Below are 25,212 nucleotides of genomic sequence, written 5' to 3' on the forward strand. Positions count from 1 at the left end.
TCTTTTCACAAACAGACCGGGCCGGGCAACTGTAAACCAACGGATTTGCTCTTACTTGCGTCCCGTATTATTCGCTTTGTATGCCTTGGTTATTTTCGCGCTCCGCGCTGCTGTTTTTGCTGCTGCTACTGTTGAACGCTCCGGCTTGGGGCGGCGTGGTGCGCGGCCGCCTCTCCGACCCCAAGGGCGCGGGGCTGGCCTTTGCCAACGTGGCCGTGCGCGGCACCACCAATAGCACCGCCGCCAACGAGCAGGGCGACTACCAGCTGCGGCTGGCGGCCGGCACCTACGAGCTGGTGTTTCAGTACGTGGGCTACCGGCCCAGCCAGCAAACGGTGCGCGTGGCCGGCGGCGACACGGCCACGGTGCTCAACGTGACGTTACAGCCCGAAAACTACCAGCTGCGCGAAGTGGTGGTGCGCGGCTCCGATAAAGACCCCGCCTACGCCATCATTCAGCAGGCCATGCAGTGGCGGCGCTACCACGAGCGTGAGGTAGCCGCGTTTCGGGCCCGCACCTACGTGAAAACCCTGGCCCGCTTCTCTGATGTGCCAGGCAAGATTCTGGGCCTCGTGAAAGTGGGTCCTGACATCAAGCCGGGCATTTTTTACCTATCCGAATCGGTGTCGGAGCTCAGCTTCCGGCAGCCCAACGTGGTGAAGGAGCGCATGATTTCCTCGCGGGTGAGCGGCGACGCCCGGGGCATGAGCTTCAACCGGGCCGGGGCCGGCGAGGGGCTGAACTTCTACCAAAACCTGCTGAAAGCCCGCTTTTCGGAGCGCGGCTTCGTGTCGCCGATTGCCAGCAACGCCTTTCTGTTCTACCGCTACGAGCTGGAGGGCAGTAGCCAGCAGGGCGGCCTGCTGATTCATAAAATCAAGGTAACGCCGCGCCGGTCTTCCGACCCGGTGTTTGCGGGCCACATCTACGTGGTGGACGGCACCTGGCGGCTGCAGTCGGTGTCGCTCGATTTGAGCAAGAGCGCGCAGATTGATTACGTGGACCGCCTGCACATCGAGCAGCTGTTCGGGCCCGCGCCGGGGCCGTCGGATGTGTGGGTGATGCAGTCGCAGCGGATTACGGTGAACTTCACGGCCTTCGGCTTTAAGGGCAGCGGCTACACCACGGCCGTGCTCTCCAACTACCGCGTTACGCCCACCTTCCCCAACCGCCCCGCTCCTACCGCCGCTCCCGCGCCTGCGGCGGCCGACGATGCGCCCGTAGCCCGCGAAACCGTGGCCGACGTGAAGCGCCAGCGGCCCGATTTGAGCGGGCTGAGCCGGGCCGTGCGTCGCCAGGCCAAACAGGCCGAGCAGGCCAGTGCCCGCGACACCAGCGGCGTGGGCCTGCTGCGCAAAGGCGAAGTGATGCTGGTGGAAAAGGCCGCCAATGAGCGCGACACCGCCTACTGGGCCACCATCCGCCCCACGCCCCTCACCGACGAGGAGCAGCTTGATTATAAAGTGAAGGACAGCACTGAAGTCATCCGCAAGTCGCGGCCCTACCAGGATTCGCTGGACCGCAAGCGTAACGAGCCGGGCCTGGGTGGGATACTGCTGTCGGGCTACACCTACAGCCGCACCTTCGAGAAACGAAGCTGGTATGTGGCCCCGGTGTTCAATATTCTCAACTATAACACGGTGGAAGGCGTGGTGCTCAACCCCGAGGTCACCTTCACGCAGCGCACCAACGACCGGCGCACCTGGTCGGTTACGCCGAGTTTGCGCTACGGCTTCAGCAACGAGCTGCTGAGCCCGAGCATAACGGCCAGCTGGCAGCTGCACCCGGTGCGGCTGAGCCGCCTGCTGGTGCGGGTGGGCCGCACCGTGGAGAACTTTGACCGCAGCAGCCAGCTCACGCCCTTCATCAACAGCCACTACACGCTGCTCGAAAACCGCAATTATGCCAAGCTCTACCGCCGCGACGGGGCGGCGCTGGCCTACCAGTGGGAGCCTGTCAACGGCCTCACGCTGCTGGCCCGCGCCAGCTACGATGTGCGCCACGAACTGCAGAACACCACCTTCAAGCTACTCCTCGACGAATCGGGCCGGGCCTTCACGCCCAACGCCCCGGTGGCGGTAGAGCGGCCCGATGGCACCGGCTTCGGGCGCAGCCGTGCGTTGAGCACTGAGCTGACGGCTACCTTCCAGCCGGGCCAGAAATATATCACGCGGCCCACCGGCAAGTTTAACTTAGGCTCGAAGCTCCCCACCTTCTCCTTTACCTGGCGGCAGGGGATTGGCAGCGTGCTGAACTCCGATGTGCGCTACACGCTGCTGGAGGCCGGGTTGCGGCAATCGGTGTCGTTTGGTTTGTTGGGCACGAGCAACTACCGGGTGGCGGCCGGCTTCTTCCCCGGCGCGCCCCAGCTGGCCTTCATGGATTTCCGCCACTTCAGCGGCAACCGCACCTACCTGGCGGCCGATTTCAGCCAGTTTCAGCTGCTCGACTACTACCGTTTCAGCACCGCCGACCGGTTCGTGGAGGCGCACTACAACCACCACTTCAACGGCTTTCTGCTGAACAAAATCCCGCTGCTGCGCCGCCTGAAGTGGCAGGAAGTGGCCTCGCTCAATTATCTCACCACGCCCGCCGCCGGCCACTACCTGGAGCTGGGCGCAGGCATCGAGCATATCTTCAAAGTCATGCGGGTCGATTTCTACACCAGCCTGCAATCGGGCCGCCGCGCTGGCACCGGCATCCGGGTTGGCCTAGGGATTTAGATTTTTGAGCTATTGGCTCACTCAGGCCATTAAGAACGAAGTAGGGTGCGGGGCTGGTCCCCGCCCGCCGTTGAACGGAACCTGATGTGGTCGTTCAACGGCGGGCGGGGACCAGCCCCGCACCCTACTTCGTTCTTAAATAGCAGCTTACGCTTTCTTTACTTCCTCAAAATCGACGTACTCGCCGCCTTTGAACTCCTTGGTATCGGGCTCGGTCTGGGTTGGCACGAAGTCAACGTGGACTTCGCCGGGGGCCGTAGCGGGGCGGGCAGCCGACGGGCGGGGTGGCGGCTGGGTGAACGGGTTCTGCCCGAACTGCTGTTCAAATTTTTTCGCCTGCTTCTTCACCAGCGCCTTCACTGCCCAGCGCAATACTACGGGCAGAATGTAGCGGCTGACGAGCCAGATGACGAGCAGAATTATCAGGAATTTGGCCATTACAACGAAGCCGCAAGGAACGGCTCAGGAAACAGGTTGAAAGTAGAAATCGGCCGTAACGGCGCTGTTGAGCTGCTCTTCGGAGCAGGCTACGAGTTCAGAACGCGCCGAGAGCACAAATGGTTTGTAGCCCAGGCCAGCCAGCAGCGCCACCACCTGCCGGCGGTTTTCGAGGCCGTTGAGTTCCGTCTGAATCAGGGGGCGGCAGCGGCGCAGGGTGGCCTGCATATTGGCAAACACCACCGACTCGAAACCCTCAACGTCGCATTTCACGAAATCGAGGCGGGACAGGTCGGCCAGCAGCTCGTCGGGCAAGCGCATGGGCACCTCGTAGGTGCGGGCGTAGGTTTCGGTGGGGCTGCTGGCCGCTATTTTGGTCATGCCGTGGTGCAGCAGGCCGGCGCGCTCGGGCGTGCCCATCTGCACGGTGGTGTTTTCACTGCCTAGCGCATATGGCAGCAGCGTGAGGTTATCGTAGCCGCTAAGCCGCACGTTATCGTGCCAGATGGCCTGGAACGCCGGTATCGGCTCCACGGCCAGCACCCGGCCGCTGGGGCCTACCAGCCGCGAAAGCGCCACCGAGTAGTAGCCCAGGTTGGCCCCGATATCAAGGCACACGAAGCCCGGCCGCACGATTTTCTCCAGGAAAAATAGCTCGGGATACTTAGTGCGGCCCCAGCCCGCGCCCACCAGCCGCAGATACACCCGGCTCACGAGCCGGATGTAGCGCTCGAAGCCCAGGGTGCGCACCAGCAGTTTACGAATCGTTTTTACCATGCTACCCGCAAAGATGCCGGAAAGCCCCGGAACCACCCAAAGCCAGGGCCCGAAAAAAAACAGTGGCCCGCTTATGCGTTGTGAGTCCGGCTTTCTATCTTTGCAGCCCCGGCGGGTTCGCTGCCGGGCTAAGTGCCTCTTTAGCTCAGCTGGTAGAGCAGCTCATTCGTAATGAGCAGGTCGTTGGTTCGAGTCCAATAAGAGGCTCACGTAGTCTAAAACCGCTAAGCGGCTTCTCCTATCAGGGTGAAGCCGCTTGGCGGTTTTTTGCGTTGTAGAAATCGGGGCATTGCATCTTCTGCTCAATGCTCCTGTTTATGGGACCTGTGCGGGATGCTGAAATAGCTACAGCAGGTCAGTTACTTTGCGCTACCCAATTCCCTAATTGCTCCTCACTATTCGCCCCAACTTTATGTTCGACGCTACCCGCTACGAGGACCTGCACTTCCCGAAGAGCCTTCAAATTACCGCCCTGATATACCGCAGCTTCGGCTACTATAGCGACTGGCTTTCGCCGGTCGACGGAGGAGAGCAGGAATTCCGCTTTCATTGCTCGGCCTGCGACAATGCGCCCACGGACGTTTCTATGCGACAGGCCAGTAGTTTTTGGGGCAACAACAGCGCCGACATTTTGCATGAAGCGGCCCGCCCTTTCGATGGCCTTGGGGATATAGGCAATAATAATGGCCATCATTTCGGAAGCTCCAATGCCTGCTTTATCGGGTGCCGGAAGTGCGCCACCGCGCACCTCATCATCATCGGCTACGATGAGCCCCACAACGGCCACGATGCCTACAAGGTGAGCACCATTTTCACCTACGTCTAACTCCAACACCTTTCACTTATGAACGCTTACTCCGACAACCTTGAGGCCTTTAAGCAGCGGTACCCGTTTGAGCGGTGGCGCGCGTACTGGCAGCAGCCCGATGAACAGCAGCAATGCAACGAGATAGAGCAGGCCTTCGACCAGTTGCTGGCCGAGCTGGTAGCCCTGGGGCCCGACGCGACGGAAGCCGAGAAAGTAGCCTGCTTCCAGACGGCCATCGAAGCCACCAACGCGTCGGATGGCATCATCGAAACAGGCGAGCGGGAGGACTTGTGCGAGCTGACCAACCAAATCAGCGTGGCCGCCGGCCTCGACCCGGCCGCCTACGGCGACGGGGAGGGCCTTGCCTCCGAGTGGCGCGATTGGTAGCCGACACTGCACCCCAACCAGTTTCCCATAACCCCGCCGCAACTCTAAACTGTCTAGCTGTTTATGTCTGATACGCCTATTTCCCCCGCCAGCCCCGGCCAGGACGAGCCGGAGCTCACGCCTTCGGGCGCGCCCATCTACCGCTACGAAAATATGGAGCCCGCCCAGTTTGAGCTGGCCGGCGGCGATGATGGTAGTATCGCGGCCATATCTGAGCACATCGAGCGCCACCTGGGGCCGGTAAGCGGCGTGTTCCACGAGATACTGTCGGACAAGGTGCATCTGGATGTGCACTTCGTGGCACCCAGCGCCGACTTCCCGTTCCATGCTCTCATCACCTCGGGCATGAGCGACCGGCCCATGACTGTACCGCCCGAAGTACCCGCCGACGAAGCGGCGCGCTTTGCCGAGCTGTGCATTCTGCTGCCCAGCACCTGGAACCTGCCCACTGACCCGGAGGAGATGCGGGAAGCTTTCGAAGACGAGGACGTGTACTGGCCCATCTACTGGCTGAAAATGCTGGCCCGCCTCCCGCACGATTACGGCACCTGGCTGGGCTTCGGCCACACCATCCCCAACGGGGAAGACGCCGAGCCCTTTGCCGACGACACCGAGCTGGGCTGCATGATGCTGATTATGTCGCCCAACCTGCCCGAGGCGTTTCAAACCCTTGTTGTCAGCCCCGAAAAAACGGTGCACTTCTACACCCTGTGCCCCATTTACCGCGAGGAGATGGAATTGAAAATGGAGCAGGGCGTCGATGCCCTCTTCGACCGCTTCGACGAGTACGGCATCACCGACATCGTAGACCTGGACCGGCCCAATGTAGCGCTGGCCTAACTGCACGAGTGCCCTGGTAGTATACAGAGAGTGGCCGAAGCACTTGGGAGCTTCGGCCACTTGCTGTTTCTGCTGCTGCTGCCTGTGCTATTGGGACACCGGCAATTGTGTTTTGGGAGTGATGGCGCACCTGATACCTTAGTTGTCCTACTCCCCTTCTGCCCTTCAGCATGCCGCAACCCGACCTTATTACGGCGCACATCCAGCACAACCAGCTGGCCTCGGCCATGAACAAGACGAAGTGGCGGAAGCTGGCCATCGCCATGACGTCGAACCCGGATTTCGAGCCGCAGACGCGCATTAAGCACCTGCTGGACCGGGTGGCCATGGGCTTCAGCGCCATGCACTGGGACTGGATGGAGGCCGGAGACGTTGGGTGGGTGGAGTGGCTGGAACTGGACCCCATCCACCAGGAGTACGTTGGCCAATTGGTCGCGGACAAGCAAACCGATTATACCGACTGGCTTCGGGCAACCCTCCGGCGCGAAGCCATTCCGTTCGAAGAGGTTGATGGGATTTTCCGGATTCAAGGCTACATCAGACCCAATCCATAAAAAAAAAGCGGCCGAAGCTCCTGGGAGCTTGGCGCTTTGTGTTACTGCCGTAAGGGGTTGGCCTTACATGTGGATGGCCCGGTTGTCGGTGGCGGCCAGGCAGGCTTCCTTCATGGCCTCGGCGTAGGTGGGGTGGGCGTGGCTCATGCGGGCCACGTCTTCGGCCGAGCGCGGAACTCCATGGCCGTTACGGCTTCGGCAATCAGGTCGGCGATGCGCGGGCCCACCATGTGCACGCCCAGGATTTCGTCGGTCGTTTTGTCGGCCAGCACCTTCACGAAGCCGTCGAGGTCGCCGGAGGCGCGGGCACGGCCCGAGGCGCGGAAGGGGAAGTTGCCGGTTTTGTAGGCCCGGCCTTCTTCCTTGAGCTGCTCTTCGGTGTAGCCCACGCCCGCCGCTTCGGGCCAGGTGTACACCACACCCGGAATGAGCAGGTAGTTGATGTGAGGTTTTTGGCCCACGATGGTTTCGGCCACGAACACGCCTTCTTCCTCGGCCTTGTGGGCCAGCATGGCCCCGCGCACCACGTCGCCGATGGCGTAGATGCCGGGCACGTTGGTTTGCAGGTGGGCATCGACCTTGATGCGGCCACGCTCCTCCATTTCGATGCCAGCGGCCTCCAGGTTCAGGCCCGCCGTGTAGGGCGAGCGGCCCACGGCCACCAGGCAGTAGTCACCTTCCACCTTCACCTCCTCGCCCTTGGGCGTGGTGGCGGTTACCGTTACCACGTCGCCTTCGCGGGTGGCCCCGGTTACCTTGTGGCCCAGCATAAACTTGATGCCGATTTTGCCCAGTACCCGCTTCATCTCTTTGCCGATGCTGCTATCCATCGTCGGCACCAGCGCGTCGGTGTACTCAATCACCGTCACCTCCGAGCCCAGGCGGGCGTAGATGGACGCCATTTCGAGGCCGATAACGCCGCCGCCAATCACGACGAAGCGCTTGGGCACCTCGCGAATGTTCAGGGCCTCGGTGCTCGTGATGATGCGCTCCTTGTCCTGGCTGATGAAGGGCAGCACCGTGGGCTTCGAGCCGCTGGCAATGATGACGTTCTTGGTCTCTAGCTGCTGCTCCTCGCCGCCGTTGGTAGGCACGATTTTGATGTGCGTTTTATCGACGAACGAGCCCATGCCGTGGATGACGTCGATTTTATTCTTCTTCATCAAATACACGATGCCCTCGGTATTGGCCTTCACCACGCCCGTTTTGCGGTCAATCATCTGGGGCATGTTCACCCGCAAATCACTCACCTCGATGCCGTGCTCCTGGAATACGCTGTGGGCGTTGTGGTAGTGCTCGGTGCTGTCGAGCAGGGCCTTGCTGGGGATGCAGCCCACGTTGAGGCAGGTGCCGCCCAGCGTGTCGTACTTCTCGATAAGCGCGGTTTTGAGGCCCAGCTGGGCGCAACGGATAGCGGCCACATAGCCGCCCGGTCCCGAACCGATGACGGTAACGTCGTATTGATTCATAATCAGGAAATGTCAGTGGAAATCAACTGGGGGCAAAGGTAGCGAATGAGGGAATGAACCCGCCTGTCATCCTGAGCAGCGCGAAGACCTTATGCCGCTTGCGCGGATTGTTTCAACGTGATAAGGTCCTTCGCGCTGCTCAGGATGACAGATGATTCCAATTATTCCACCAACGTCCCGATGTAGCAGTTCTCGGTGTCTACTTCCAGGTTCTGCTTGGTTAGCCCCGGCAGGTTCAGCGCCTGAAAGGTAGTAGTCAGGGGCAGGGCGACGAAACCGGTGGTGCCCTTCACGCGCAAGCGGGCGGGCAGCGCGAAACCGGGCTCGGCGGCAATCCAGCGGGCCAGGGGTGGGCCGGTGGCCGGAAAGCGGACTTCCAGCACCGGCAGGCCGGCGTGGCGCAGGTACTGGTCGAAAACGGGCGTCAGGTTCTGGCCGGTTTGCTGATTGAAATAGTCCACTACCTGCTTGGTGGTTACGGTCTGGTGGTAGAAGGTGCGGCCCAGGCCCCGCAGCAGCTCGCGCCACTTGGCATCGTCGGGCACGTAGCTGGTGCGAATGAGGTGGAGCAGGTTGCTGCCCTTATCGTACATATCCGACGAGCCTTCCTCATTCACGCCGTAAGGCCCGATAATGGGGCCGTCGTTGCGGATGTTGCGGCGCTGGCCGTGGATGTACTGGCGGGCGGCGTCCTTACCGAACTGGCTTTCCACGAACAGGGCTTCCGAGTAGGTGGTGAAGGCCTCGTGCACCCACATATCGGCAATATCTTTGGTGGTGATGTTGTTGCCGAACCACTCGTGGCCGCTTTCGTGGATGATGATGAAGTCCCACTTCAGGCCCCAGCCGGTGCCCGAGCGGTCGAGGCCGCGGTAGCCGTTCTTGTACTCGTTGCCGTAGGCCACGGCGCTCTGGTGCTCCATGCCCAGGTGGGGCGTTTCCACCAGTTTGTAGCCGTCTTCATAAAACGGATAGGGTCCGAACCAGTACTCCATGCTCTTGAGCATGGGCTTCACGTTCTCGCCGAACTGCTTCTTGGCCTTGGCCAGGTTCTCGGGCAGCACCCAGTAGTCTAGTGTGAGCGGGCCCTTCTCACCGGCGTAGGTATCCTGGAAGTGCGCGTAGTTGGCCACGTTCAAAGCCACGTTGTAGTTGTTGATGGGGTTGCCCACGAACCAATCGAAGCGGGTGGCGCCGCCTTTGAGCTTGGTGGTGCGGCGCAGGCGGCCGTTCGAGACGTTGGTGAGGCCCCGGGGCACCGTTACGCTGATGAGCATGGAGTCGGGTTCGTCGGCCTGCTGGTCTTTGCAAGGCCACCAGATGCTGGCGCCCACGCCCTGGCAGGCCGTAGCCACCCAGGGCTGGCCCGCACCGTGCTCGGCAAACACCAATCCTCCATCCCAGGGCGCATTCTTGGCAACTGTCGGCTGGCCGCCATAGTACACCGTGAAGCTCGCCTTCTGGCCCTGCCGGATGGTTTCGGGGAACGTGACGAACACCGCGTTGAACTCGCGGGTGAATGGCAGCGGCCGGCCCTGGTATTCCACTTTCTCCACGGTCAGGTTGGCAAACAAGTCGAACTGTAGCTGCGTGAAGGCGCGGGTGGCCGTAAACCGGAACTCGTTGGAGCCCTTAATGGCCCGCCCGGCCACATCGAGGCGCACATCGAGGTGGTAGTAGTTGATATCGTAACAGGCCCGCAACGGCGAGTTGTAGTTGCCCCGCAGCGAGTCGGCGCGGCTGAAACCGGCGGGCGCATCGCCCTGCAGCAGCTGGGCCCGGGCAGCCGGCGCGACGGCGCTCAATAGCAGGAGAATCAATAGAAACAGCAGGCGCGACATAGGGCAAAAAGGACTTTGAGGTTGGAAAGAACGGCGTAGAGACGCAAGGTTATGCGTCTCGTCGTTGAACGGTCAGCAGTCAGCGGTGCGGTACGGCTAATACCGACAACAACTGGACAGGATGGAATAGCCAACATCAGCAACGACAGAGCAGAACGAAATGGCCAACATCAGCAAAGACGAGACGCAAAACCTTGCGTCTCTACGTCGTTTCTTAGTCAGCCAATTTGCTCAAACCAAGAGGCCAAACAGCCGGGCCTACAGACCCGACCTGGAGCGCGACGTTGCGCGGACGCCGAGGCGCAAAATACAATGGCAGCCATGCGCCACACTAAGCAGAGAAGCAAAAGGCCGGTAATTTTGCGTATCCTTTTCTTCTGATCTATGCCGGCATCTGCGCCCACTGCCCCCCGTTCCCTTATTGTGCTGGCGCTGGTGGCGCTCTACCTCATCTGGGGTTCCACTTACCTGGCCACCAAAATTGCGCTCGGCGTCTGGCCGCCATTCCTGCTCTCATCCATGCGCTATCTGGTGGCGGGCACCGTGCTCTACGGGGCCATGCGGCTGAGCGGTGCGGCCGCGCCCTCCCGCCAGGACTGGGGGCGGGCGGCCGTAGTAGGGCTGTGCCTGCCGGTGTTCGGCAACGGCGGCACCACGTTCGCGCAGCAGTACATCCCATCGGGCATGACGGCCCTGCTGGTGGCCTCGGTGCCCATGTATCTGGCGCTGCTGGGCTGGGCTTCGGGCCTCACGCCCCGGCCCAACGCCAAGGTGCTATTGGGCCTGGTGCTAGGCATTGGCGGGCTGCTGCTACTGCTGAAGACCGACAGCACGGCCCCGGTACTGATACCCGGCCACGCCCTGCTGGGCATTGTCGCGGTGCTGATTGGCTCGTTTATGTGGGCCGTTGGCTCGCTCTACTCCCGCGAGAAGCCCGTGAGCGGCTCGCCGTTTATCGGCGTGGGCATGCAGATGCTGTGCGGTGGTTTCTACCTGCTGCTAATCGGACTGCTGCACGGCGAAGCCTCGTCATTTCAGGTCGATAACGTGCCGCTCAAAATCTGGGGCGCCCTGGCGTATCTGGTTACGTTCGGTTCCATCATCGCGCTGTCGGCCTACGTGTGGCTGCTGCGGGTAGTCGAGCCGGCGTTGGCGGGCACCTACGCCTTCGTCAATCCGGTGGTAGCGCTGTTGCTGGGTTGGCTTTTTGCCAACGAAACCCTAAACACCGGCATGCTGGGCGGCGCGGCCCTCATTGTAGCCGCCGTGGCCCTGTTAGTGCTGGGCGGCAAGCAGCCGCAGCCCCGCAAGCTGGCCTGAAAACAACCCTTACCCGGCGTCTCACCCACATTGTAAGTCAGTTATTTATGATTTTCAGCATAGGATTTTTGGGAGTCAGATAGCTCTGGCGCACTATAGTGCCGCTACCCGATAAAACAAAAAAAGGAGATGAATAAAGGAACGCCGATTTTTCGGCGAATATCAGGCAACCCGCGTAAATTCGCTACGTACTTCAGGTTCCCCACCTTTTCCTTCCCGCCCATGAAAACGTCTGCTACCCGCCCCGACATTCGTACCGAAGGCGACATCAAAACGCTGGTCGATTCGCTCTGCCAAAAGGCCACCCACGACACGCTGCTGGGCGCCAGCTTCTCGGCGGCGGCCCGCATTCACTGGCCCCATTACCTGACGTCGCAGTACAGCTACTGGAGCTGCTCGCTGCTCGGGGCCGGCACGCCGGAGGGCGAGCCGCTGCCCGAGCAGGTAGCACTACCGCGTGGCGGGGCCCACATCGAGCACTGGCTGCAGCTGTTTTCGTCCACCGTTGAGGAATACTTTGCCGGCTCCAAAGCCGAGCAGGCCAAGCAGCTGGCCAGCCAGATGGTTACCCGCATCAAGGCCCTACGCAGCCGCGAACTGCCCGTCGACTAACCAGTAGCGGCCCCCATGCCGCGCGATTTCGACTGCCTTCAGGCTCTACCCTACTCGTCTCTGGTAAACCGGCTGAGGTACTCTTTCGGCTGGTTTTCTTCTTACCAGCCAGCCCGCACTATTAGCGCTGCTCCTTTGGCAAAACCAATTAAAGCACCACGACCCCTACGCGTATGCGCCGGGGTCGTGGTGCTTTAATTGGTTTTGCCAAAGGCCCAAGCTAATCAGGCCGCAGCCGGCGCCGAATGGTGAAGCGGGGGCCGGCGAGAAGCTAGGTCACGCAGGTAGCTTAAATCCATAATGCTGAAACCGACCTTAGAAAGGAAAGGCACCACTACGAAGAGGATGGTTTCAGTGGTCTGGCCGAACAGGAACAGCCCTGATGGGCCCAGCGCCCAGATGGTAGGATAAGCCACCCACAGTACGCTCAGAAAGGCCAGCAGCTTGTTGTAGATACCACCCAACTCGGAGTCGGAGTTGGCTGCCAGGCGGCGCAACGGACCCCACAGCAGATACAGAACCGCCACAAACGCGCCGACGCCGCACAGGAACCACGTCAGCCGGGCCGTGCTATTTTCTGACAGGTCGGCCAGCAAGCCGCACAAAATCATCACCACATCGGCAGCTACCAGGCCGAAGAGCACCGTGATGCTACGCTCGCGCTTGGGCGTGTAGAACATGGCCGTAAAAGCCAGTGCCAGCAGCAGCAGTGGGGTGCTCACCACCCAGTCGAGGTAGCGGGCATAATGCGTAACCTGGCCGGCCACCTCCACTTTGCCCTGGCCCATCGCCATGCCCGTGTAGGCCAGCGCCGACCAGATGGGAATAAGCATGGCAATGCTGTACTCGTACTGCGGCACATTTTTGGGGTCGCGGCTCCAAACCCAGAACAACAACGCACCGCCGACCATCAAAGCCACGTAAAGCCAGTAGAGTAAAGTTTGAGTATCCATGTAGGGTTGAATGAGGGGTACAAGGAAAAAGATGAGCTAGTGTACTTTCTACAGGCTTTTTAAGTTAGTTTTAATCTGTTTAACGCAGAGCTTTCAAACGCAAAAAGCCGGCCTCCACTGCGTGGAAACCGGCTTTTTATTTGCTCACAAAAAACTTACATGCCCAGCAGCAGACGGGTTGGGTCTTCGAGCAGCTCCTTCACGCGCACCAGGAACGACACCGACTCGCGGCCGTCCACGATGCGGTGGTCGTAGCTCAGGGCCAGGTACATCATCGGGCGGATTACGACCTGCCCGTCCTCGGCAATGGGCCGCTGGATGATGTTGTGCATGCCCAGGATGGCCGATTGCGGGGCGTTGATGATGGGCGTGCTCAGCATGGAGCCAAAAATACCGCCGTTAGTAAGCGTGAACGTACCGCCCGTCATCTGCTCGATAGTGAGCTTATTGTCGCGGGCCAGCGTGGCCAGCCGCACCACCTCCTTCTCGATGCCCTCGAAGCTCAGCGCCTCGGCATTACGGATAATCGGCACTACCAGCCCCTTAGGGGCCGATACGGCAATGCTGATGTCGCAGAAGTCGTTGTACACGATGTCGGTGCCGTCAATCTGCGCGTTCACGCTCGGCCACTCCTGCAGAGCCACGCAAACGGCCTTGGTGAAGAACGACATGAAGCCGAGGCCCACGCCGTTTTTCTCCTTGAACTTGTCCTTGAACTTGGTGCGCAGGTCCATGATGGGCTGCATGTTCACCTCATTGAAGGTGGTGAGCATGGCCGTCTCGTTCTTCACCGTTACCAGGCGGCGGGCAATCGTTTTGCGCAGGTTGCTCATCCGCTCGCGGCGCTGGTTGCGGTTGCCGGTAGGCTCGTTGCCTGCGGCCGGCGTGCCGCTGCTAACCGGAGCTGGCGCAGCCTTGGGAGCCGCCGCAGCTGGGGCGGCTGGGGCAGCGGGCTTAGCCGAAGCGTTCTGTGCGTCCTCCTTCGTAATGCGGCCGTCGCGGCCGGTGCCCGACACGTCGGCGGCGTTGATGTCCTTCTCACCCAGAATTTTGCCGGCCGCCGGCGAAGGCGTGCCCGTAGCGTAGGAGTTGCCGCCCGTGCTGGCCGCCGCATTGCCCGCGGGGGCCGAGGCAGTGGCAGCAGCTTTCGGAGCGTCCGATTTCGGGGCAGCGCTGGCACCGCTGCCTCCCTCAATGCGGGCAATAGTGGCCCCAATGCTGATGGTTTCGCCTTCTTTGGCGGCGTGGCGCAACGTGCCGGCCGCTTCGGCGGGCAGCTCAAATGTGGCCTTGTCCGACTCCAGCTCGGCAATGATTTCGTCGCGCTCCACAGCAGCACCGTCCTCTTTCAGCCACTTGGCCACGGTTACCTCGGTAATGGATTCGCCCACGGCCGGGATTATCATTTCCACCGTTGCGCCGCCGCCGCTCTGGCTGCTGCTGCTGCCATCTGCGGCAGCCGCGCCGCCCGCAGGCTGGCCGCCATAACCGGCTTGGTCGCTGGCCTGGGGATTTTCTTCGCCTTTGGTTAGTGGGTCGGTGGCGTTGGCCGGGGCCGCCGGGGCCGGGGCCGCAGCGGCTGGGGCAGCCTTGGGGGCCGCAGCGCCGTCGCCGTCTATTTCGGCAATGGTGGTACCGATGTCAATGGTTTCGCCCTCAGCTACCTTAATTTTGAGTACGCCGGCCGTTTCGGCGGGCAGCTCAAACGTGGCCTTATCCGATTCCAGTTCAGCAATAATTTCATCGCGCTCTACCGTGTCGCCATCGGCTTTCAGCCACTTGGCAATGGTTACTTCGGTGATGGATTCGCCAACGGCGGGGATTTTAATTTCCAGACCCATAGGTGGGGGATTTGAAGGGTTTCGGGAGTGAATAGTTGAGCAAAGCAGCAGCTTCTGAACGGAAGCTAACGGCTAATGGCCATCAGCTAAGAGCTCAAAATAGCTAGTCCTGCTTTTTGGCAATGGCGTTGGTTTCTTCGATTACGTCGTCGGCTACAGCCTCGGCGGGCTTGTCGAAGGCGCGGCCCACGATGTCTTTCTGCTCCTTGAGGTGCACCTTATTATAGCCGGTGGCCGGCGAGGCCGAGGGCTTGCGCGAAATTAGATCTTCCAGCTCGCGGCGCATGAACCGGAGCAGGTAGCTCCAGTAGCCCATGTTCTCGGGCTCTTCCTGTACCCAGTACACCTTGGCTTTGGGGTACTTGGCCAGCTCGGCCTTCAGTTGCTGCTGCGGGAAGGGGTGCAGCTGCTCAAGGCGCACAATGGCCACGTCGCGGCGCTCCGACTGCTGCTGTTCATCAAGCAAATCGAAATACACCTTGCCCGAACACAGCAGCACGCGCTTCACCTTTTTAGCCTCGGCGTAGTCGTCGCCGAGCACCTCGCGGAAACGGCCGCTGGTAAACTCCTCCACCGGCGACACGCACAACGGGTTGCGCAGCATCGACTTGGGCGACATGATAACGAGCGGCTTGCGGAACTCCCAGGTCAGCTGCCGGCGCAAGGCGTGGAAGAAGTTGGCCGGTGTGGTCAGGTTGGCCACCACAATGTTGTTTTCGGCCGCCAGCTGCAGGAACCGCTCGGGGCGGGCATTGGAGTGTTCGGGGCCCTGGCCCTCGTAGCCGTGGGGCAACAGCATCACCAGGCCGGTCATGCGCTGCCACTTGCTTTCTGAGCTTACAATGAACTGGTCAATCATGGTCTGGGCACCGTTGGCGAAGTCGCCAAACTGGGCCTCCCACACCACCAGGGCCGTAGGGTTGGCCATGGCGTAACCGAATTCGAAGCCCAGCACCGCGTACTCGCTCAGCAGCGAGTTGTAGATGCGCAGCGTCTGCTGGCCCTCGGCAATGTGGTTGAGCGAGTTGTAGGGCGCCGACGTTTCGGCGTCGTGGAGTACGGCGTGGCGGTGCGAGAACGTACCGCGCTGCACGTCCTGGCCGCTCACGCGCACAATGTGGTCGTCGAGCAGCAGCGAGCCATAGGCCAGCAGCTCGGCGGCGGCCCAGTTCAGCACGCGCGTTTCGAAGAACATCTTGCGGCGCTCCTCCATCAGCTTGTCAATCTGCTTGAGCGGCCGGAAGCCCTCGGGCAACTTGGTCAGGGCTGCGCCCACCTGGGCCACGGCTTCCTCACTGATGCCGGTTTCGGGGCTCTGGTTGAAATCGTCGGCAGTGCTGCGGCGCAGACTGCGCCACTCGTTTTCGAGGCGCTGGTATTGGTAGGGCAGCGCCTGCTGCTTCACCAGGTCCAGGCGGGCCTGGAGCGTGTCACGGAACTCCTTGTCCAGCTCGTCGGCCAGCTCGGCGTCTATGTCGCCGCGGGCTACCAGCGTGGCGTTGTACACTTCGCGCGGGTTCTGGTGCTTGCTGATGAGGTTGTAGAGCGTGGGCTGGGTAAACTTGGGCTCGTCAGACTCGTTGTGGCCATGGCGGCGGTAGCACACCATGTCAATGAAAATATCGGCGTGAAACTCCTGGCGGTACTCGGTGGCCAGCTGCACGGCAAACACCACGGCCTCGGGGTCGTCGCCGTTCACATGCAGCACTGGCGCGTCGATAATCTTGGCTAGGTCGGTGCTGTAAATCGAGGAGCGGCCATCCTCAAAGTCGGTAGTAAAGCCTACCTGGTTGTTGATGACAAAGTGGATTGTGCCGCCCGTGCGGTAGCCTTCCAGCTGCGACATCTGCGTTAACTCGTAGCCGATGCCCTGGCCCGAAACCGCCGCGTCGCCGTGGATGAGAATGGGCAGTACCTTGTTGAGGTCGTTGCCATAAGCATGATCGATCTTAGCCCGCACGAAGCCTTCCACCACCGGATTGACGGCTTCGAGGTGCGAGGGGTTGGGGGCCAGCTTCAGGTTTACCGAGTGGCCATCCACTTCCACCTGGCTGCTGAAACCCATGTGGTACTTCACGTCGCCGTCGCCCATGGTCAGGTCGGGCACGGCCGTGCCCTGGAACTCCGAGAAAATCTGCTCGTAGGTCTTGCCCATGATGTTGGCCAGCACGTTCAGCCGGCCGCGGTGGGCCATGCCAATCATCACTTCCTGCACGCCCAGCTCGGCCCCCTTGCGGATGATGGCGTCTAGGGCCGGAATGGTGGTTTCGCCGCCTTCAAGCGAGAAGCGTTTCTGCCCCAGGAATTTGGTGTGCAGGAAGTTCTCGAATACCACGGCCTCGTTGAGCTTGCTCAAAATCCGCTTCTTGTACTCCTTGCCGGGCTTGAAGCTCAGCGACTCGCGCTCCACTTTGTCGCGGAACCAGTCGAGCACTTTCGGGTCGCGGATGTAGGTATACTCGAAGCCGATGGTGCGGGTGTAGATCTTCTGCAGCGCATCCACAATCTGGCGCAGCGTGGCGTTATCATCCAGCCCGACAATCACGTTACCACTGCTGAACACCGTATCCAGGTCGGCGTCGCTCAGGCCGAAATCGGCCAGCTGCAGGTGTGCGTGGCGGTTTTTACGCTCCCGTACCGGGTTGGTGTTGGCCACCAGGTGGCCCCGGCTGCGGTAGGCATATATCAGGTTACGCACCTGCGTCTGCTTGTCGCCCGACTCGCGGTCGACGGAGCGGATAGGCGGAGCATTGTTGGTGCTGGCCGGGGTAGCTATTACGCCTTCGCCATCGGCCTGCGGCATCTCGCCGTCGGGGTATTGCTGCGAGAAATCGAAGCCCTCAAAAAACTTCTGCCAGCCGAAATCAACCGATTCAGGGTCGTTTTTATACGATTGGTACAATTGGTCGATGAACTCGCCGTTGGCATTGGCGATGTAGGAATACTGGTCCATGCGGTGGGAAATGGTGGAATCAGGGAGTAAAGGTAGAGAGCTTTCTGAAAAGGCTAAAACCTATATGTGCATATACAAATACATCTGACCTTTAAGGCCATAAAAAAACACCCCGATAAATCGAGGAGTCGTTTAGTTAAAGCTATTGAATTAAATACGGTCAGCACCCTTATATGTTGAATCAAACTCAGGTGCGGATACTGCGCCGGTCCGGCAAGCGCCGCTGTAGCCCGCACTTACGCAAGTACAGATCCAACGTGAACGCGCCCACAGGCTGTACGACCACAAAATGCGGGCCAGCAGCAACTCAGCACCATACTTAAATGACCAGTCCGGCCGCCAGCGCCACCCCCACAATGATGTAGGCCGGCACTCTGTCCCAGAGCAGCAGCAGGAAAGTAGCGCCAATTAGAGCCAGGTTTACAGTCGTGTCGGGTAGCGGGTGGTAGAGCAGAAAGGTGGCGGCCCACACAAAGCCCGCCGATACAGCATTGATGCCTTCGAGCGAAGCCTTGACCACGCGAAAGCGCTTAAGCTGGTCCCAGAAGCGAATCAGGAAGAAGATAAGCAGCGTACCGGGCATAAAAATACCCGCCGCACCCACCAGCGCGCCCAGCAGCTGCCCGCTCAGGCCGCTGCCCTCGCCACGCATGGCCAGCGCCCCAATGTAGGCGGCAAACGAGAAGTTGGGCCCCGGCAGTGCCTGCACCAGGCCCAGACCCGACAAAAATTCTTCCGACGTGAGATACCCTTTGAATTCAACGAACTCGGTGTAAAGCAGGGGGGCCAGTACTTGCCCACCCCCAAACACGAGGCTGCCGTTGCGGTAGAAGTTCTCGAACAGGCGGACCGGCAGCAGCTGGGTGTATTGACCTAGCACGGCGGCGCCAATCAAAACCCCCAGCCAGAGCACGAAGTTGGCCCACTCAATCTGCATGGGCTGTTTTTCCTGCCGGGGCATTTTGCGGTAGCGGAAGGTGGTGACCAGGCCGCCGGCCAGCAGCAGAATGGGCATCAACCAGGGCACCTGCACTGCGTACACCAGCAGGGCCGACAGCACCAGCAGCCCCACGGCGGTTTTGGTATGAATAACCTTGCGGGCGATGGTGTAGGCCGAATAGGCCACAAAGCCCACGGCCACCGGCTGCACGTACTGTACCAGCCGCATCACCAGCGCCTTATCCAGGTAGCTCACCGACAGGCCCGCCACCGTCATGATGCACACGGCTGGCAGCATCCAGACCAGCAGCGTGAGGTAGGCCAGATTGGGGCCGCCGAGCCGGAAGCCGATGGCCGTAATAGTCTGGGTGGAAGAAGGGCCGGGCAGAATCTGACACAGCGCCATCAGTTCCAGCAACTCGGGAGCCGTCAGGTAGCGGCGCTTGTCTACCAGCAGGCGCAGCATCATGGCCACATGGGCCTGGGGTCCGCCAAAAGCGGTGAGACCCAACGATGCCACATCCTTGAGAAATATGAGGTTGCGCCCGCGCTTTACCTGCCGGCGGCACTCCGGCGGCGAAGCTAACTTCTTATCATCGGGAGTGGGCGCGGTCAAGAGGAAATGGGCGCGGGGCGAAGGTGGTGAATGGCCAAGATACGCGGGCTTCTCAAAACTGTCATTCCGAGCAGCGCGAAGAATCTGGCCTAACCTCTTAAAATACTGATTTTCAGCAGTTTTATCAAATCAGTTGCTTTGTTGCAAAAGCACCTACCTGCTTCAAAAACAAAACGAGGAGTCTGGCTAAAAACCTCACAACACAGTAGTTGCAATGCTTTAAGCCAGATTCCTCGCGCTGCTCGGAATGACAGTTCCTTATTTCTTCTTCAGGCCCAGCTCAATCAGGCGCTCATTCAGGAACTCGCCGGCCGTAATATCAGCCTCCTTTTTGGGGTTTTCGGCCGTTACGCAGCTTTCGAGGGCCGCCAAGCTCATTTCGGAGCGCGGGTGCATGAAGAACGGCACGCTGTAGCGCGACGAGTTCATCTTCTCGCGGGGCGGATTTACCACGCGGTGAATGGTGCTGGTGAGTACGCCGTTGGTCAGGCGCTGGAGCATGTCGCCCACGTTTACTACAATCTGGTCGGGCAGGGCCGTAATGGCAATCCACTTACCGTCGCGGCGCTTCACCTGCAGGCCATCGGCCGAGGCGCCCATCAGCAGCGTAATCAGGTTGATGTCGCCGTGCTCGGCGGCGCGAACAGCGTCAGCCGGCACCTCATCGGGGTTTTCGATGGGGTAATAATGGATGGGGCGCAGGATGGAGTTGCCGTTGCGCACCTTGTCGTCGAAGTAGTTCTCGGGCAGCTCCAGGTACAGGGCAATGGCACGTAGCACATCTTTGCCGGCCGATTCGAGGGTGCGGTAGGTCAGCAGCGAGGTGTCGGCGAAGCTGTCCACTTCGGAAGGCCAGATATTGTCCGGATACTCTGCTCCGATGGGGTCGTTGGCGTCGTCCACCTCCTGGCCCACGTGGTAGAACTCCTTCAGGTCGCCGGTGTTGCGGCCCTTGGCGTGCTCCTTGCCCTTGCTTACGTAGCCGCGCTGGCCGGCCAATTCGGGCTTTTCGTACTGCTGCTTCACGTCGTCGGGCAACGAGAAGAAGGCTTTCACGTCGGAGTAGAGTTTATCGGTCTGCTCGCTGCTGAGGCCATGATTTTTGAGCGCCACAAAGCCGATGCTCTGGTATGCCTGGCCGAGCTGTTGAACAAACCGGGCCTTACGCTCGGGGTCGCCGGAGCGGAAATCGGCCAGGTCGAGGGATGGGATTTTGTTGAGCAGTTGCGCTTCCATACAAGTAAAGCTAATTGAAAGAAGAGACCAGTATTGGGGCCGCAAGTTACTCAAAACCGGCTGCTATTACAGCGTAGGCCGGCTGAGTGAAGCAGCGGCTGGCCGGGCCCTGGTTTTACCGTATCTGCTGAGCAAAGGGCCGCCGCCGGGTGCTGTTTCTTCAGACCGGGCAGCTAACTATATCCCACAAGAAAGGGCACATCAGCCGGCAGCAAAGCCAACAATTGAACTTGATTTTGCATTTTTTCGGGTCAATTTCCCCCCACGCACGAGGAAGCAGTATCTTTGGGCCTGCTTACCGACGCGGGCGAAACTTCCAACGCCCTTCTGGCGTCTTGTAAAAATCCTGAATTCCATAAGCAGCCCGTACCCTTATTATGGGGGCCGGATCCGACTTTGACTTGCGCGCGATTATGAACAGTAAGACAATACTACTCCTGGGAGGCCTGTTGCTGGGCTGTGGTGGCCTGGCTCAGGGCCAGCACGCAGTGTGGGCTTCGAAAGTAGTAGCGGTTTCTTCGCAGAAAGCAGAGGGTAAAGAGCCCTTTTCACCCGAAAGGGTACTAGGCGAGCCTAACGCGACGCCCCTGGGTCAAGCCAGCAACGAGGCCTGGATTCCGAAAAAGACGGGCAGCAGCGAATCGATTGAAGTGCGCTTCAGCAAATCGGTTATTGCCCGGCAGGTTTCGGTGGTCGAGAACTTCAACCCCGGCTCCATCACCCGCATCGAGCTGGTCGATACGCGTGGGGGCAAGCACGAGGTGTACAAAAACGACTCGCCCGGCCCCATTCCCGAGCAGTTTCGCACTCTGCAGGCAACCTTTGCGGCGGCTACCTACCGCACTATTGGGGTGGTGGTTACCATGAATACCAAGGCGGTGAACGGCGTCAACCAGATTGATGCCATCGGCGTGGCCGATGTGGTGGATACGATGGTGAAGAAGGAGTTCAAAAACGAGGAAAGCGCCATCACCTTCGACTCGGCCATGGTGAACCTGGGCCCCAATGTCAACTCTAAATATGTTGATACCCACCCGGTTATATCACCCGACGGCCGGACCCTGTTTTTTGCCCGCCAGGAGAGTCCGCAGAATAGCGGAGGTGCCGGCGACGTGCAGGACGTGTGGTTCAGTACGCTGGGCAACGCCGAAAAGAAAGCCTGGAACCCGGCCAAAAATATCGGCAGTCCCATCAATACTCCCCGCGACCCCAACGGCGTGGCCTCGGTATCGGCCAACGGCCAGCAGATGCTCGTTATTGGCGTGTACGAGCCCGACGGTACCATTGTGCCCAAAGGCCCCAGCATGAGCCGGCGCACAGCCACGGGCTGGAGCAAGCCCGTGAAAGTCGAAATTGAGGACTATTACAACGACGACGCCGAGAACGTGGACTTTTTCCTGGCCACCTCGGGCAAAGTAATGCTGATGGCCGTGGACCGCAAAGACGGGCAGGGCGAACAGGATCTATACGTGAGCTTCCTCAGCAAAGACAGCAAAAGCTGGAGCCGCCCGCGCAACCTGGGTGCCAACGTAAACACCAAGAAGGCCGATTTCGCCCCCTTCCTGGCTTCTGATGGCAAGACGCTGTATTTCGCCTCGGAAGGCCGCGGCGGCTACGGTAAGAGCGACATTTTCTACTCCAAGCGCCTCGACGACTCCTGGACCAACTGGACCAAACCCCGCAACCTGGGCGCGACCGTCAACTCGCCCGACTTTGATGCCTATTACACGGTGTCGGCGGCCGGTGAGGATGCCTACCTGGTGTCGGCCCGCAACGGCATCGGCAACTCCAAAGATATTTTCCGCATCTCGCTCAAGCCCACCTTCCGGCCCGAAGTGGTGACGCTGGTGCGCGGCCGGGTACTCGATGCCAGTTCCAAAAAGCCGGTAGCGGCTACTATCCGCTACGAAAACCTGCTGACGGGCGAGGAAATCGGGGTGGCCGAAACCAGCCCCATCGATGGTTCCTATACCATTGTGCTGCCCTCGGGCACGCAGTATGGCTACCGCGCCGAGGCCAAGGACTACCTGGCCGAGTCGGACAACCTTGACGTAACCGACCGCCAGAAGTATTCGGAGGTAACCCAGGACCTGTACTTGGTGCCTTTCGCGGTGGGCCAGACCATCAAGCTCAACAACATCTTCTTCACCCAGAGCAAATACTACCTGCGCGAAAACTCCTATCCCGAGCTGCTGCGTCTGGTGGCTATACTAAAGGAGTATCCGCAGATTGAAATCCGGCTTGAAGGCCACACCGATAACCAGGGCGAGCCGCAGCTGAACGTGAAACTGAGCCTTGACCGGGTGAATGAGGTGAAGAAGTACCTGGTGCAGAAAGGCATCAACGGCACCCGCATCAGCACCGAAGGCTTCGGTGGCGGCAAGCCCCTCGCCAGCAACGACCAGGAAGAAACCCGCAAACTCAACCGCCGCGTCGAGTTCCGGATTACGAAGAAGTAGGCTTTTGGAGGAGCTGGAGGAGCTAGAAGCTAGAAGAAAGCAGCTGTCATCCTGAGCAAAGCGAAGGACTATCACGTTGAAACGAGTCGTTGTTACGACTGTCGTTATAACGTGATAAGGTCTTCGCTTTGCTCAGGATGACAGACGGTCAAGCTAACAGCTAATAGCTCTCAGCTAAGAGCTTAAATCTGATTAGCTCAGTCGCGTTTCGTCGCGGTTGGGCTTGGTACCGCTGCTAGAGGCGCCGGGGTTGGCAATGGATTCGCGCATATCGGTGTCCGACTGGATGTTACGCATCTTGTAGTAATCCATAATGCCGAGGTTGCCCGAGCGGAAGGCTTCGGCCATGGCCTTTGGAATCTCTGCTTCGGCTTCGACTACGCGGGCCTTGGCTTCCTGGGTTTTGGCGCGATTTTCCTGCTCCACGGCAACGGCCATGGCGCGGCGTTCCTCGGCCTTGGCCTCGGCCACTTTCAAATCGGCCGTGGCTTGGTCGATTTGCAGCTTGGCACCGATGTTTTCCCCTATGTCAATGTCGGCAATGTCGATAGACAGGATTTCGAAGGCAGTACCCGCATCGAGGCCCTTGCTGAGCACGAGCTTGGAGATTTTGTCGGGATTTTCAAGCACCTCCTTGTGCGAGCGGGAGGAGCCGATGCTCGTCACGATGCCTTCTCCTACGCGGGCCAGAATGGTTTCTTCGCCGGCACCGCCCACGAGCTGGGCAATATTGGCGCGCACCGTTACGCGGGCCTTGGCGATGAGCTGAATGCCATCCTGAGCCACGGCGGCCACGTTGGGCGTGTTAATCACCTTAGGGTTTACGCTGGTAGTTACGGCCGCAAACACGTCGCGGCCGGCCAGGTCGATGGCGGTGGCCTGCTTGAAGGTCAGCGGGATGTTCGCTTTGTCGGCCGAAATCAGGGCTTTGATGACGCTGGGCACATTGCCGCCCGCCAGGTAGTGGGTCTCCAGGTCGTTGGCCGTGAGGGCCAGGCCGGCCTTGGTGGAGGTAATCATCGAGTTGACAATCAGGGACGGTGGCACCTTGCGCACCCGCATGAAGGCGAGCTGCAGCAGACTCACCCGTACTCCCGAGAACAGCGCTGTAATCCAGAGGCTGACCGGGAAGAAGTACAGGAACACCAGCAGGATGATGCCGCCCACGATGAGCGGAATAAGGGGAAATTCATTCATAGGGAATAGGGAGTTGGTGAAATCAGGATTGAATGATGAGTTGATGTTCTCTCATCCTGAGCGCAGTGACGGGCCTATGCAGAAGCTATTCTTTCTGAAGTTAGCCTCTGGATAGATCCTTCGCTGCGCTCAGGATGACAGAACATCAACCGAAAATCAGGCGATTTGGCGAACGACAATGCGGTTGTGCTCAATGCCAATGACCAGCACTTCGGAGTCGGCATCCACAAACTCGCCGCGGGTGGTTACTTCCCGACGGTCGTCGGCGAAGAGGGCCGTGCCGGCGGGGCGCAGGGCCGACAGGGTGCGGCCTACGGTGCCAGGGGCTACATCGGCGTGGCGCACATCGAGAACGTGGCCATGGTTTTGCTGCATGAGGGCGACCTTATCGAGGTTGCGCGGCCGTAGCCCCATATACACCAATACCCCCACGAACACGGCCGAAACCGAAAGCAGCATATGGCCAGTGGTGCTACCATAGTCGCGGTAGCTGAACCAGAGGCCCACCGCCAGCAGCCCGAAGCCTACCAAACCCACGACCGTAGTACCGGGAATGAAGATGATTTCGACCACCAGAAAGGCAAGGCCAAAAAGCAACAGCAGCGCAATTGTAAGCCAATCCATAGCGAAAGGAAGATAGTTTGGTTGGGAAAAGATACGCAGAAACCCGACAGTAACCGCCGTAGCCCACCCTGGCAACCCCGACCGCGGCTCCGCGTTAAGCCGGGTATGAGCCGCGCATTTACCAAAGAGGACGATTCCCTCGAAGCCCCCATCATTCCGCCCCGGCCGGCCCTGCCACCGGGCTCGGCCAACTATGTGACGCCCACCGGCCTCGAACAGCTGCGCCGGGAGCTGACGGAGCTGGAAACCGCCCGCACCGCCGCCGAGGCCAACCACGACAACGACGCCGACCGCACCCGCCACCTCACGCTGCTCAACGGCCAGCTTGCGGCCCTCACCGACCGCCTGGCCAGCGCCAAGCTCGTCGACCCCGCTACCCAGCCCGCCGGCGAAGTCCGCTTCGGGGCCCGCGTAACGCTGCGCCCTACCACCGGCAACGCGCCCGAACGCCGCTTCACCATCGTAGGCGTCGACGAAGCCAACGTGGCCGAGGGTAAAATTGCCTTCGTAGCCCCCATCGCCCGCGCCGTACAGGGCGCCAAACTCGGCCAGCGCATAACGCTTCAGATGGGCCCTATAGAGGAAGAAGCCGAGGTTATCGATATCGAGTACTGATGTCAAGCCT

At 60.3% G+C, this 25,212-nt stretch carries 19 protein-coding genes, 1 tRNA gene and 1 pseudogene; 10 read left to right on the forward strand and 11 right to left on the reverse strand.

Features of this window, described 5'->3' with window-relative positions; all coding sequences use genetic code 11:
* Nucleotides 1-80 precede the first annotated feature (80 nt).
* Nucleotides 81-2,723: a DUF5686 and carboxypeptidase regulatory-like domain-containing protein gene (locus D0N36_RS05505; RefSeq protein WP_116940413.1), complete on the forward strand. Its 2,643-nt coding sequence runs from the start codon at nt 81-83 to the stop codon at nt 2,721-2,723.
* Between the two features lie 147 nt (nt 2,724-2,870).
* Here D0N36_RS05505 and D0N36_RS05510 read toward each other — a convergent pair whose 3' ends face one another.
* Together D0N36_RS05510 and D0N36_RS05515 are read right to left on the reverse strand one after the other, a co-directional pair.
* Entirely contained in the window at nt 2,871-3,161 is a 291-nt protein-coding gene (locus D0N36_RS05510; RefSeq protein ID WP_116940414.1) for a DUF4834 family protein, read from the reverse strand.
* Between the two features lie 24 nt (nt 3,162-3,185).
* Nucleotides 3,186-3,938: an FkbM family methyltransferase gene (locus D0N36_RS05515; protein ID WP_116940415.1), complete on the reverse strand. Its 753-nt coding sequence runs from the start codon at nt 3,936-3,938 to the stop codon at nt 3,186-3,188.
* 134 nt (nt 3,939-4,072) lie between these two features.
* Between D0N36_RS05515 and D0N36_RS05520 the strand changes: the two genes are divergently transcribed.
* From D0N36_RS05520 to D0N36_RS05540, 5 genes are all read left to right on the forward strand, one after another.
* Nucleotides 4,073-4,145: transfer RNA gene (locus D0N36_RS05520), tRNA-Thr, on the forward strand.
* 178 nt (nt 4,146-4,323) lie between these two features.
* Entirely contained in the window at nt 4,324-4,764 is a 441-nt protein-coding gene (locus D0N36_RS05525; protein WP_116940416.1) for a hypothetical protein, read from the forward strand.
* Nucleotides 4,765-4,782: 18 nt separating this feature from the next.
* Nucleotides 4,783-5,133 (forward strand): hypothetical protein, encoded by a 351-nt coding sequence (locus tag D0N36_RS05530; RefSeq protein ID WP_116940417.1) that lies wholly within the window; start codon nt 4,783-4,785, stop codon nt 5,131-5,133.
* A gap of 63 nt (nt 5,134-5,196) precedes the next feature.
* Nucleotides 5,197-5,973, forward strand: a complete 777-nt coding sequence (locus D0N36_RS05535; protein WP_116940418.1) for a suppressor of fused domain protein — start codon at nt 5,197-5,199, stop codon at nt 5,971-5,973.
* A gap of 170 nt (nt 5,974-6,143) precedes the next feature.
* Nucleotides 6,144-6,527, forward strand: a complete 384-nt coding sequence (locus tag D0N36_RS05540) for a DUF6678 family protein (protein ID WP_116940419.1) — start codon at nt 6,144-6,146, stop codon at nt 6,525-6,527.
* A gap of 63 nt (nt 6,528-6,590) precedes the next feature.
* On the opposite strand, the pseudogene lpdA reads toward D0N36_RS05540, so the two are convergent.
* Nucleotides 6,591-7,996, reverse strand: a pseudogene (gene lpdA, locus D0N36_RS05545) (dihydrolipoyl dehydrogenase).
* Between the two features lie 161 nt (nt 7,997-8,157).
* On the reverse strand, nt 8,158-9,837 hold the full coding sequence (locus tag D0N36_RS05550; protein ID WP_190242531.1) for a M1 family metallopeptidase: 1,680 nt from the start codon (nt 9,835-9,837) through the stop codon (nt 8,158-8,160).
* 384 nt (nt 9,838-10,221) lie between these two features.
* On the opposite strand from D0N36_RS05550, the gene D0N36_RS05555 reads away from it, so the two are divergent.
* Both D0N36_RS05555 and D0N36_RS05560 read left to right on the forward strand, forming a co-directional pair.
* Nucleotides 10,222-11,157, forward strand: coding sequence for an EamA family transporter (locus D0N36_RS05555; protein ID WP_116940420.1), 936 nt, complete (start codon nt 10,222-10,224; stop codon nt 11,155-11,157).
* Nucleotides 11,158-11,379: 222 nt separating this feature from the next.
* On the forward strand, nt 11,380-11,769 hold the full coding sequence (locus D0N36_RS05560; protein ID WP_116940421.1) for a group III truncated hemoglobin: 390 nt from the start codon (nt 11,380-11,382) through the stop codon (nt 11,767-11,769).
* A gap of 224 nt (nt 11,770-11,993) precedes the next feature.
* On the opposite strand, the gene D0N36_RS05565 is transcribed toward D0N36_RS05560, so the two are convergent.
* The 5 genes from D0N36_RS05565 to D0N36_RS05585 form a co-directional block, all read right to left on the reverse strand.
* A complete protein-coding gene (locus D0N36_RS05565; RefSeq protein WP_116940422.1) occupies nt 11,994-12,722 on the reverse strand; it encodes a bacteriorhodopsin in 729 nt (242 codons plus the stop codon).
* A 155-nt stretch (nt 12,723-12,877) separates the two neighbouring features.
* Complete coding sequence (gene odhB, locus D0N36_RS05570) at nt 12,878-14,563, reverse strand: 2-oxoglutarate dehydrogenase complex dihydrolipoyllysine-residue succinyltransferase (RefSeq protein ID WP_116940423.1); 1,686 nt, start codon at nt 14,561-14,563, stop codon at nt 12,878-12,880.
* A gap of 103 nt (nt 14,564-14,666) precedes the next feature.
* Nucleotides 14,667-17,516: a 2-oxoglutarate dehydrogenase E1 component gene (locus D0N36_RS05575; RefSeq protein ID WP_116940424.1), complete on the reverse strand. Its 2,850-nt coding sequence runs from the start codon at nt 17,514-17,516 to the stop codon at nt 14,667-14,669.
* Between the two features lie 319 nt (nt 17,517-17,835).
* Entirely contained in the window at nt 17,836-19,071 is a 1,236-nt protein-coding gene (gene chrA / locus D0N36_RS05580; RefSeq protein ID WP_116940425.1) for a chromate efflux transporter, read from the reverse strand.
* Nucleotides 19,072-19,329: 258 nt separating this feature from the next.
* Nucleotides 19,330-20,307, reverse strand: a complete 978-nt coding sequence (locus D0N36_RS05585; RefSeq protein WP_116940426.1) for an isopenicillin N synthase family dioxygenase — start codon at nt 20,305-20,307, stop codon at nt 19,330-19,332.
* A gap of 413 nt (nt 20,308-20,720) precedes the next feature.
* On the opposite strand from D0N36_RS05585, the gene D0N36_RS05590 reads away from it, so the two are divergent.
* Nucleotides 20,721-22,766 carry an OmpA family protein gene (locus D0N36_RS05590; protein WP_190242532.1) on the forward strand — a complete coding sequence of 682 codons (2,046 nt, stop codon included), beginning with the start codon at nt 20,721-20,723 and terminating at the stop codon, nt 22,764-22,766.
* Nucleotides 22,767-22,958: 192 nt separating this feature from the next.
* Here D0N36_RS05590 and floA read toward each other — a convergent pair whose 3' ends face one another.
* Nucleotides 22,959-23,963 (reverse strand): flotillin-like protein FloA, encoded by a 1,005-nt coding sequence (gene floA / locus D0N36_RS05595; RefSeq protein WP_116940428.1) that lies wholly within the window; start codon nt 23,961-23,963, stop codon nt 22,959-22,961.
* A gap of 156 nt (nt 23,964-24,119) precedes the next feature.
* Entirely contained in the window at nt 24,120-24,662 is a 543-nt protein-coding gene (locus D0N36_RS05600) for an NfeD family protein (protein WP_458692960.1), read from the reverse strand.
* A gap of 30 nt (nt 24,663-24,692) precedes the next feature.
* Here D0N36_RS05600 and D0N36_RS05605 point away from each other — a divergent pair, with 30 nt between their 5' ends.
* Nucleotides 24,693-25,202 carry a GreA/GreB family elongation factor gene (locus D0N36_RS05605; protein WP_116940430.1) on the forward strand — a complete coding sequence of 170 codons (510 nt, stop codon included), beginning with the start codon at nt 24,693-24,695 and terminating at the stop codon, nt 25,200-25,202.
* The last annotated feature ends 10 nt before the right edge of the window (nt 25,203-25,212 follow it).

Origin of the sequence: Hymenobacter lapidiphilus (assembly GCF_003417065.2) — a bacterium.
Classification (GTDB): Bacteria; Bacteroidota; Bacteroidia; order Cytophagales; family Hymenobacteraceae; genus Hymenobacter.

Coding starts and splice junctions, on each gene's coding strand:
- D0N36_RS05535 (WP_116940418.1), top strand. CDS start 5,197: ATGTCTGATACGCCTATTTCCCCCGCCAGCCCCGGCCAGGACGAGCCG.
- D0N36_RS05515 (WP_116940415.1), bottom strand. CDS start 3,938: ATGGTAAAAACGATTCGTAAACTGCTGGTGCGCACCCTGGGCTTCGAG.
- floA (WP_116940428.1), bottom strand. CDS start 23,963: ATGAATGAATTTCCCCTTATTCCGCTCATCGTGGGCGGCATCATCCTG.
- D0N36_RS05590 (WP_190242532.1), top strand. CDS start 20,721: ATGAACAGTAAGACAATACTACTCCTGGGAGGCCTGTTGCTGGGCTGT.
- D0N36_RS05505 (WP_116940413.1), top strand. CDS start 81: ATGCCTTGGTTATTTTCGCGCTCCGCGCTGCTGTTTTTGCTGCTGCTA.
- D0N36_RS05530 (WP_116940417.1), top strand. CDS start 4,783: ATGAACGCTTACTCCGACAACCTTGAGGCCTTTAAGCAGCGGTACCCG.
- D0N36_RS05585 (WP_116940426.1), bottom strand. CDS start 20,307: ATGGAAGCGCAACTGCTCAACAAAATCCCATCCCTCGACCTGGCCGAT.
- D0N36_RS05605 (WP_116940430.1), top strand. CDS start 24,693: ATGAGCCGCGCATTTACCAAAGAGGACGATTCCCTCGAAGCCCCCATC.
- D0N36_RS05510 (WP_116940414.1), bottom strand. CDS start 3,161: ATGGCCAAATTCCTGATAATTCTGCTCGTCATCTGGCTCGTCAGCCGC.
- D0N36_RS05555 (WP_116940420.1), top strand. CDS start 10,222: ATGCCGGCATCTGCGCCCACTGCCCCCCGTTCCCTTATTGTGCTGGCG.
- D0N36_RS05550 (WP_190242531.1), bottom strand. CDS start 9,837: ATGTCGCGCCTGCTGTTTCTATTGATTCTCCTGCTATTGAGCGCCGTC.
- D0N36_RS05565 (WP_116940422.1), bottom strand. CDS start 12,722: ATGGATACTCAAACTTTACTCTACTGGCTTTACGTGGCTTTGATGGTC.
- odhB (WP_116940423.1), bottom strand. CDS start 14,563: ATGGGTCTGGAAATTAAAATCCCCGCCGTTGGCGAATCCATCACCGAA.
- D0N36_RS05575 (WP_116940424.1), bottom strand. CDS start 17,516: ATGGACCAGTATTCCTACATCGCCAATGCCAACGGCGAGTTCATCGAC.
- D0N36_RS05540 (WP_116940419.1), top strand. CDS start 6,144: ATGCCGCAACCCGACCTTATTACGGCGCACATCCAGCACAACCAGCTG.
- D0N36_RS05560 (WP_116940421.1), top strand. CDS start 11,380: ATGAAAACGTCTGCTACCCGCCCCGACATTCGTACCGAAGGCGACATC.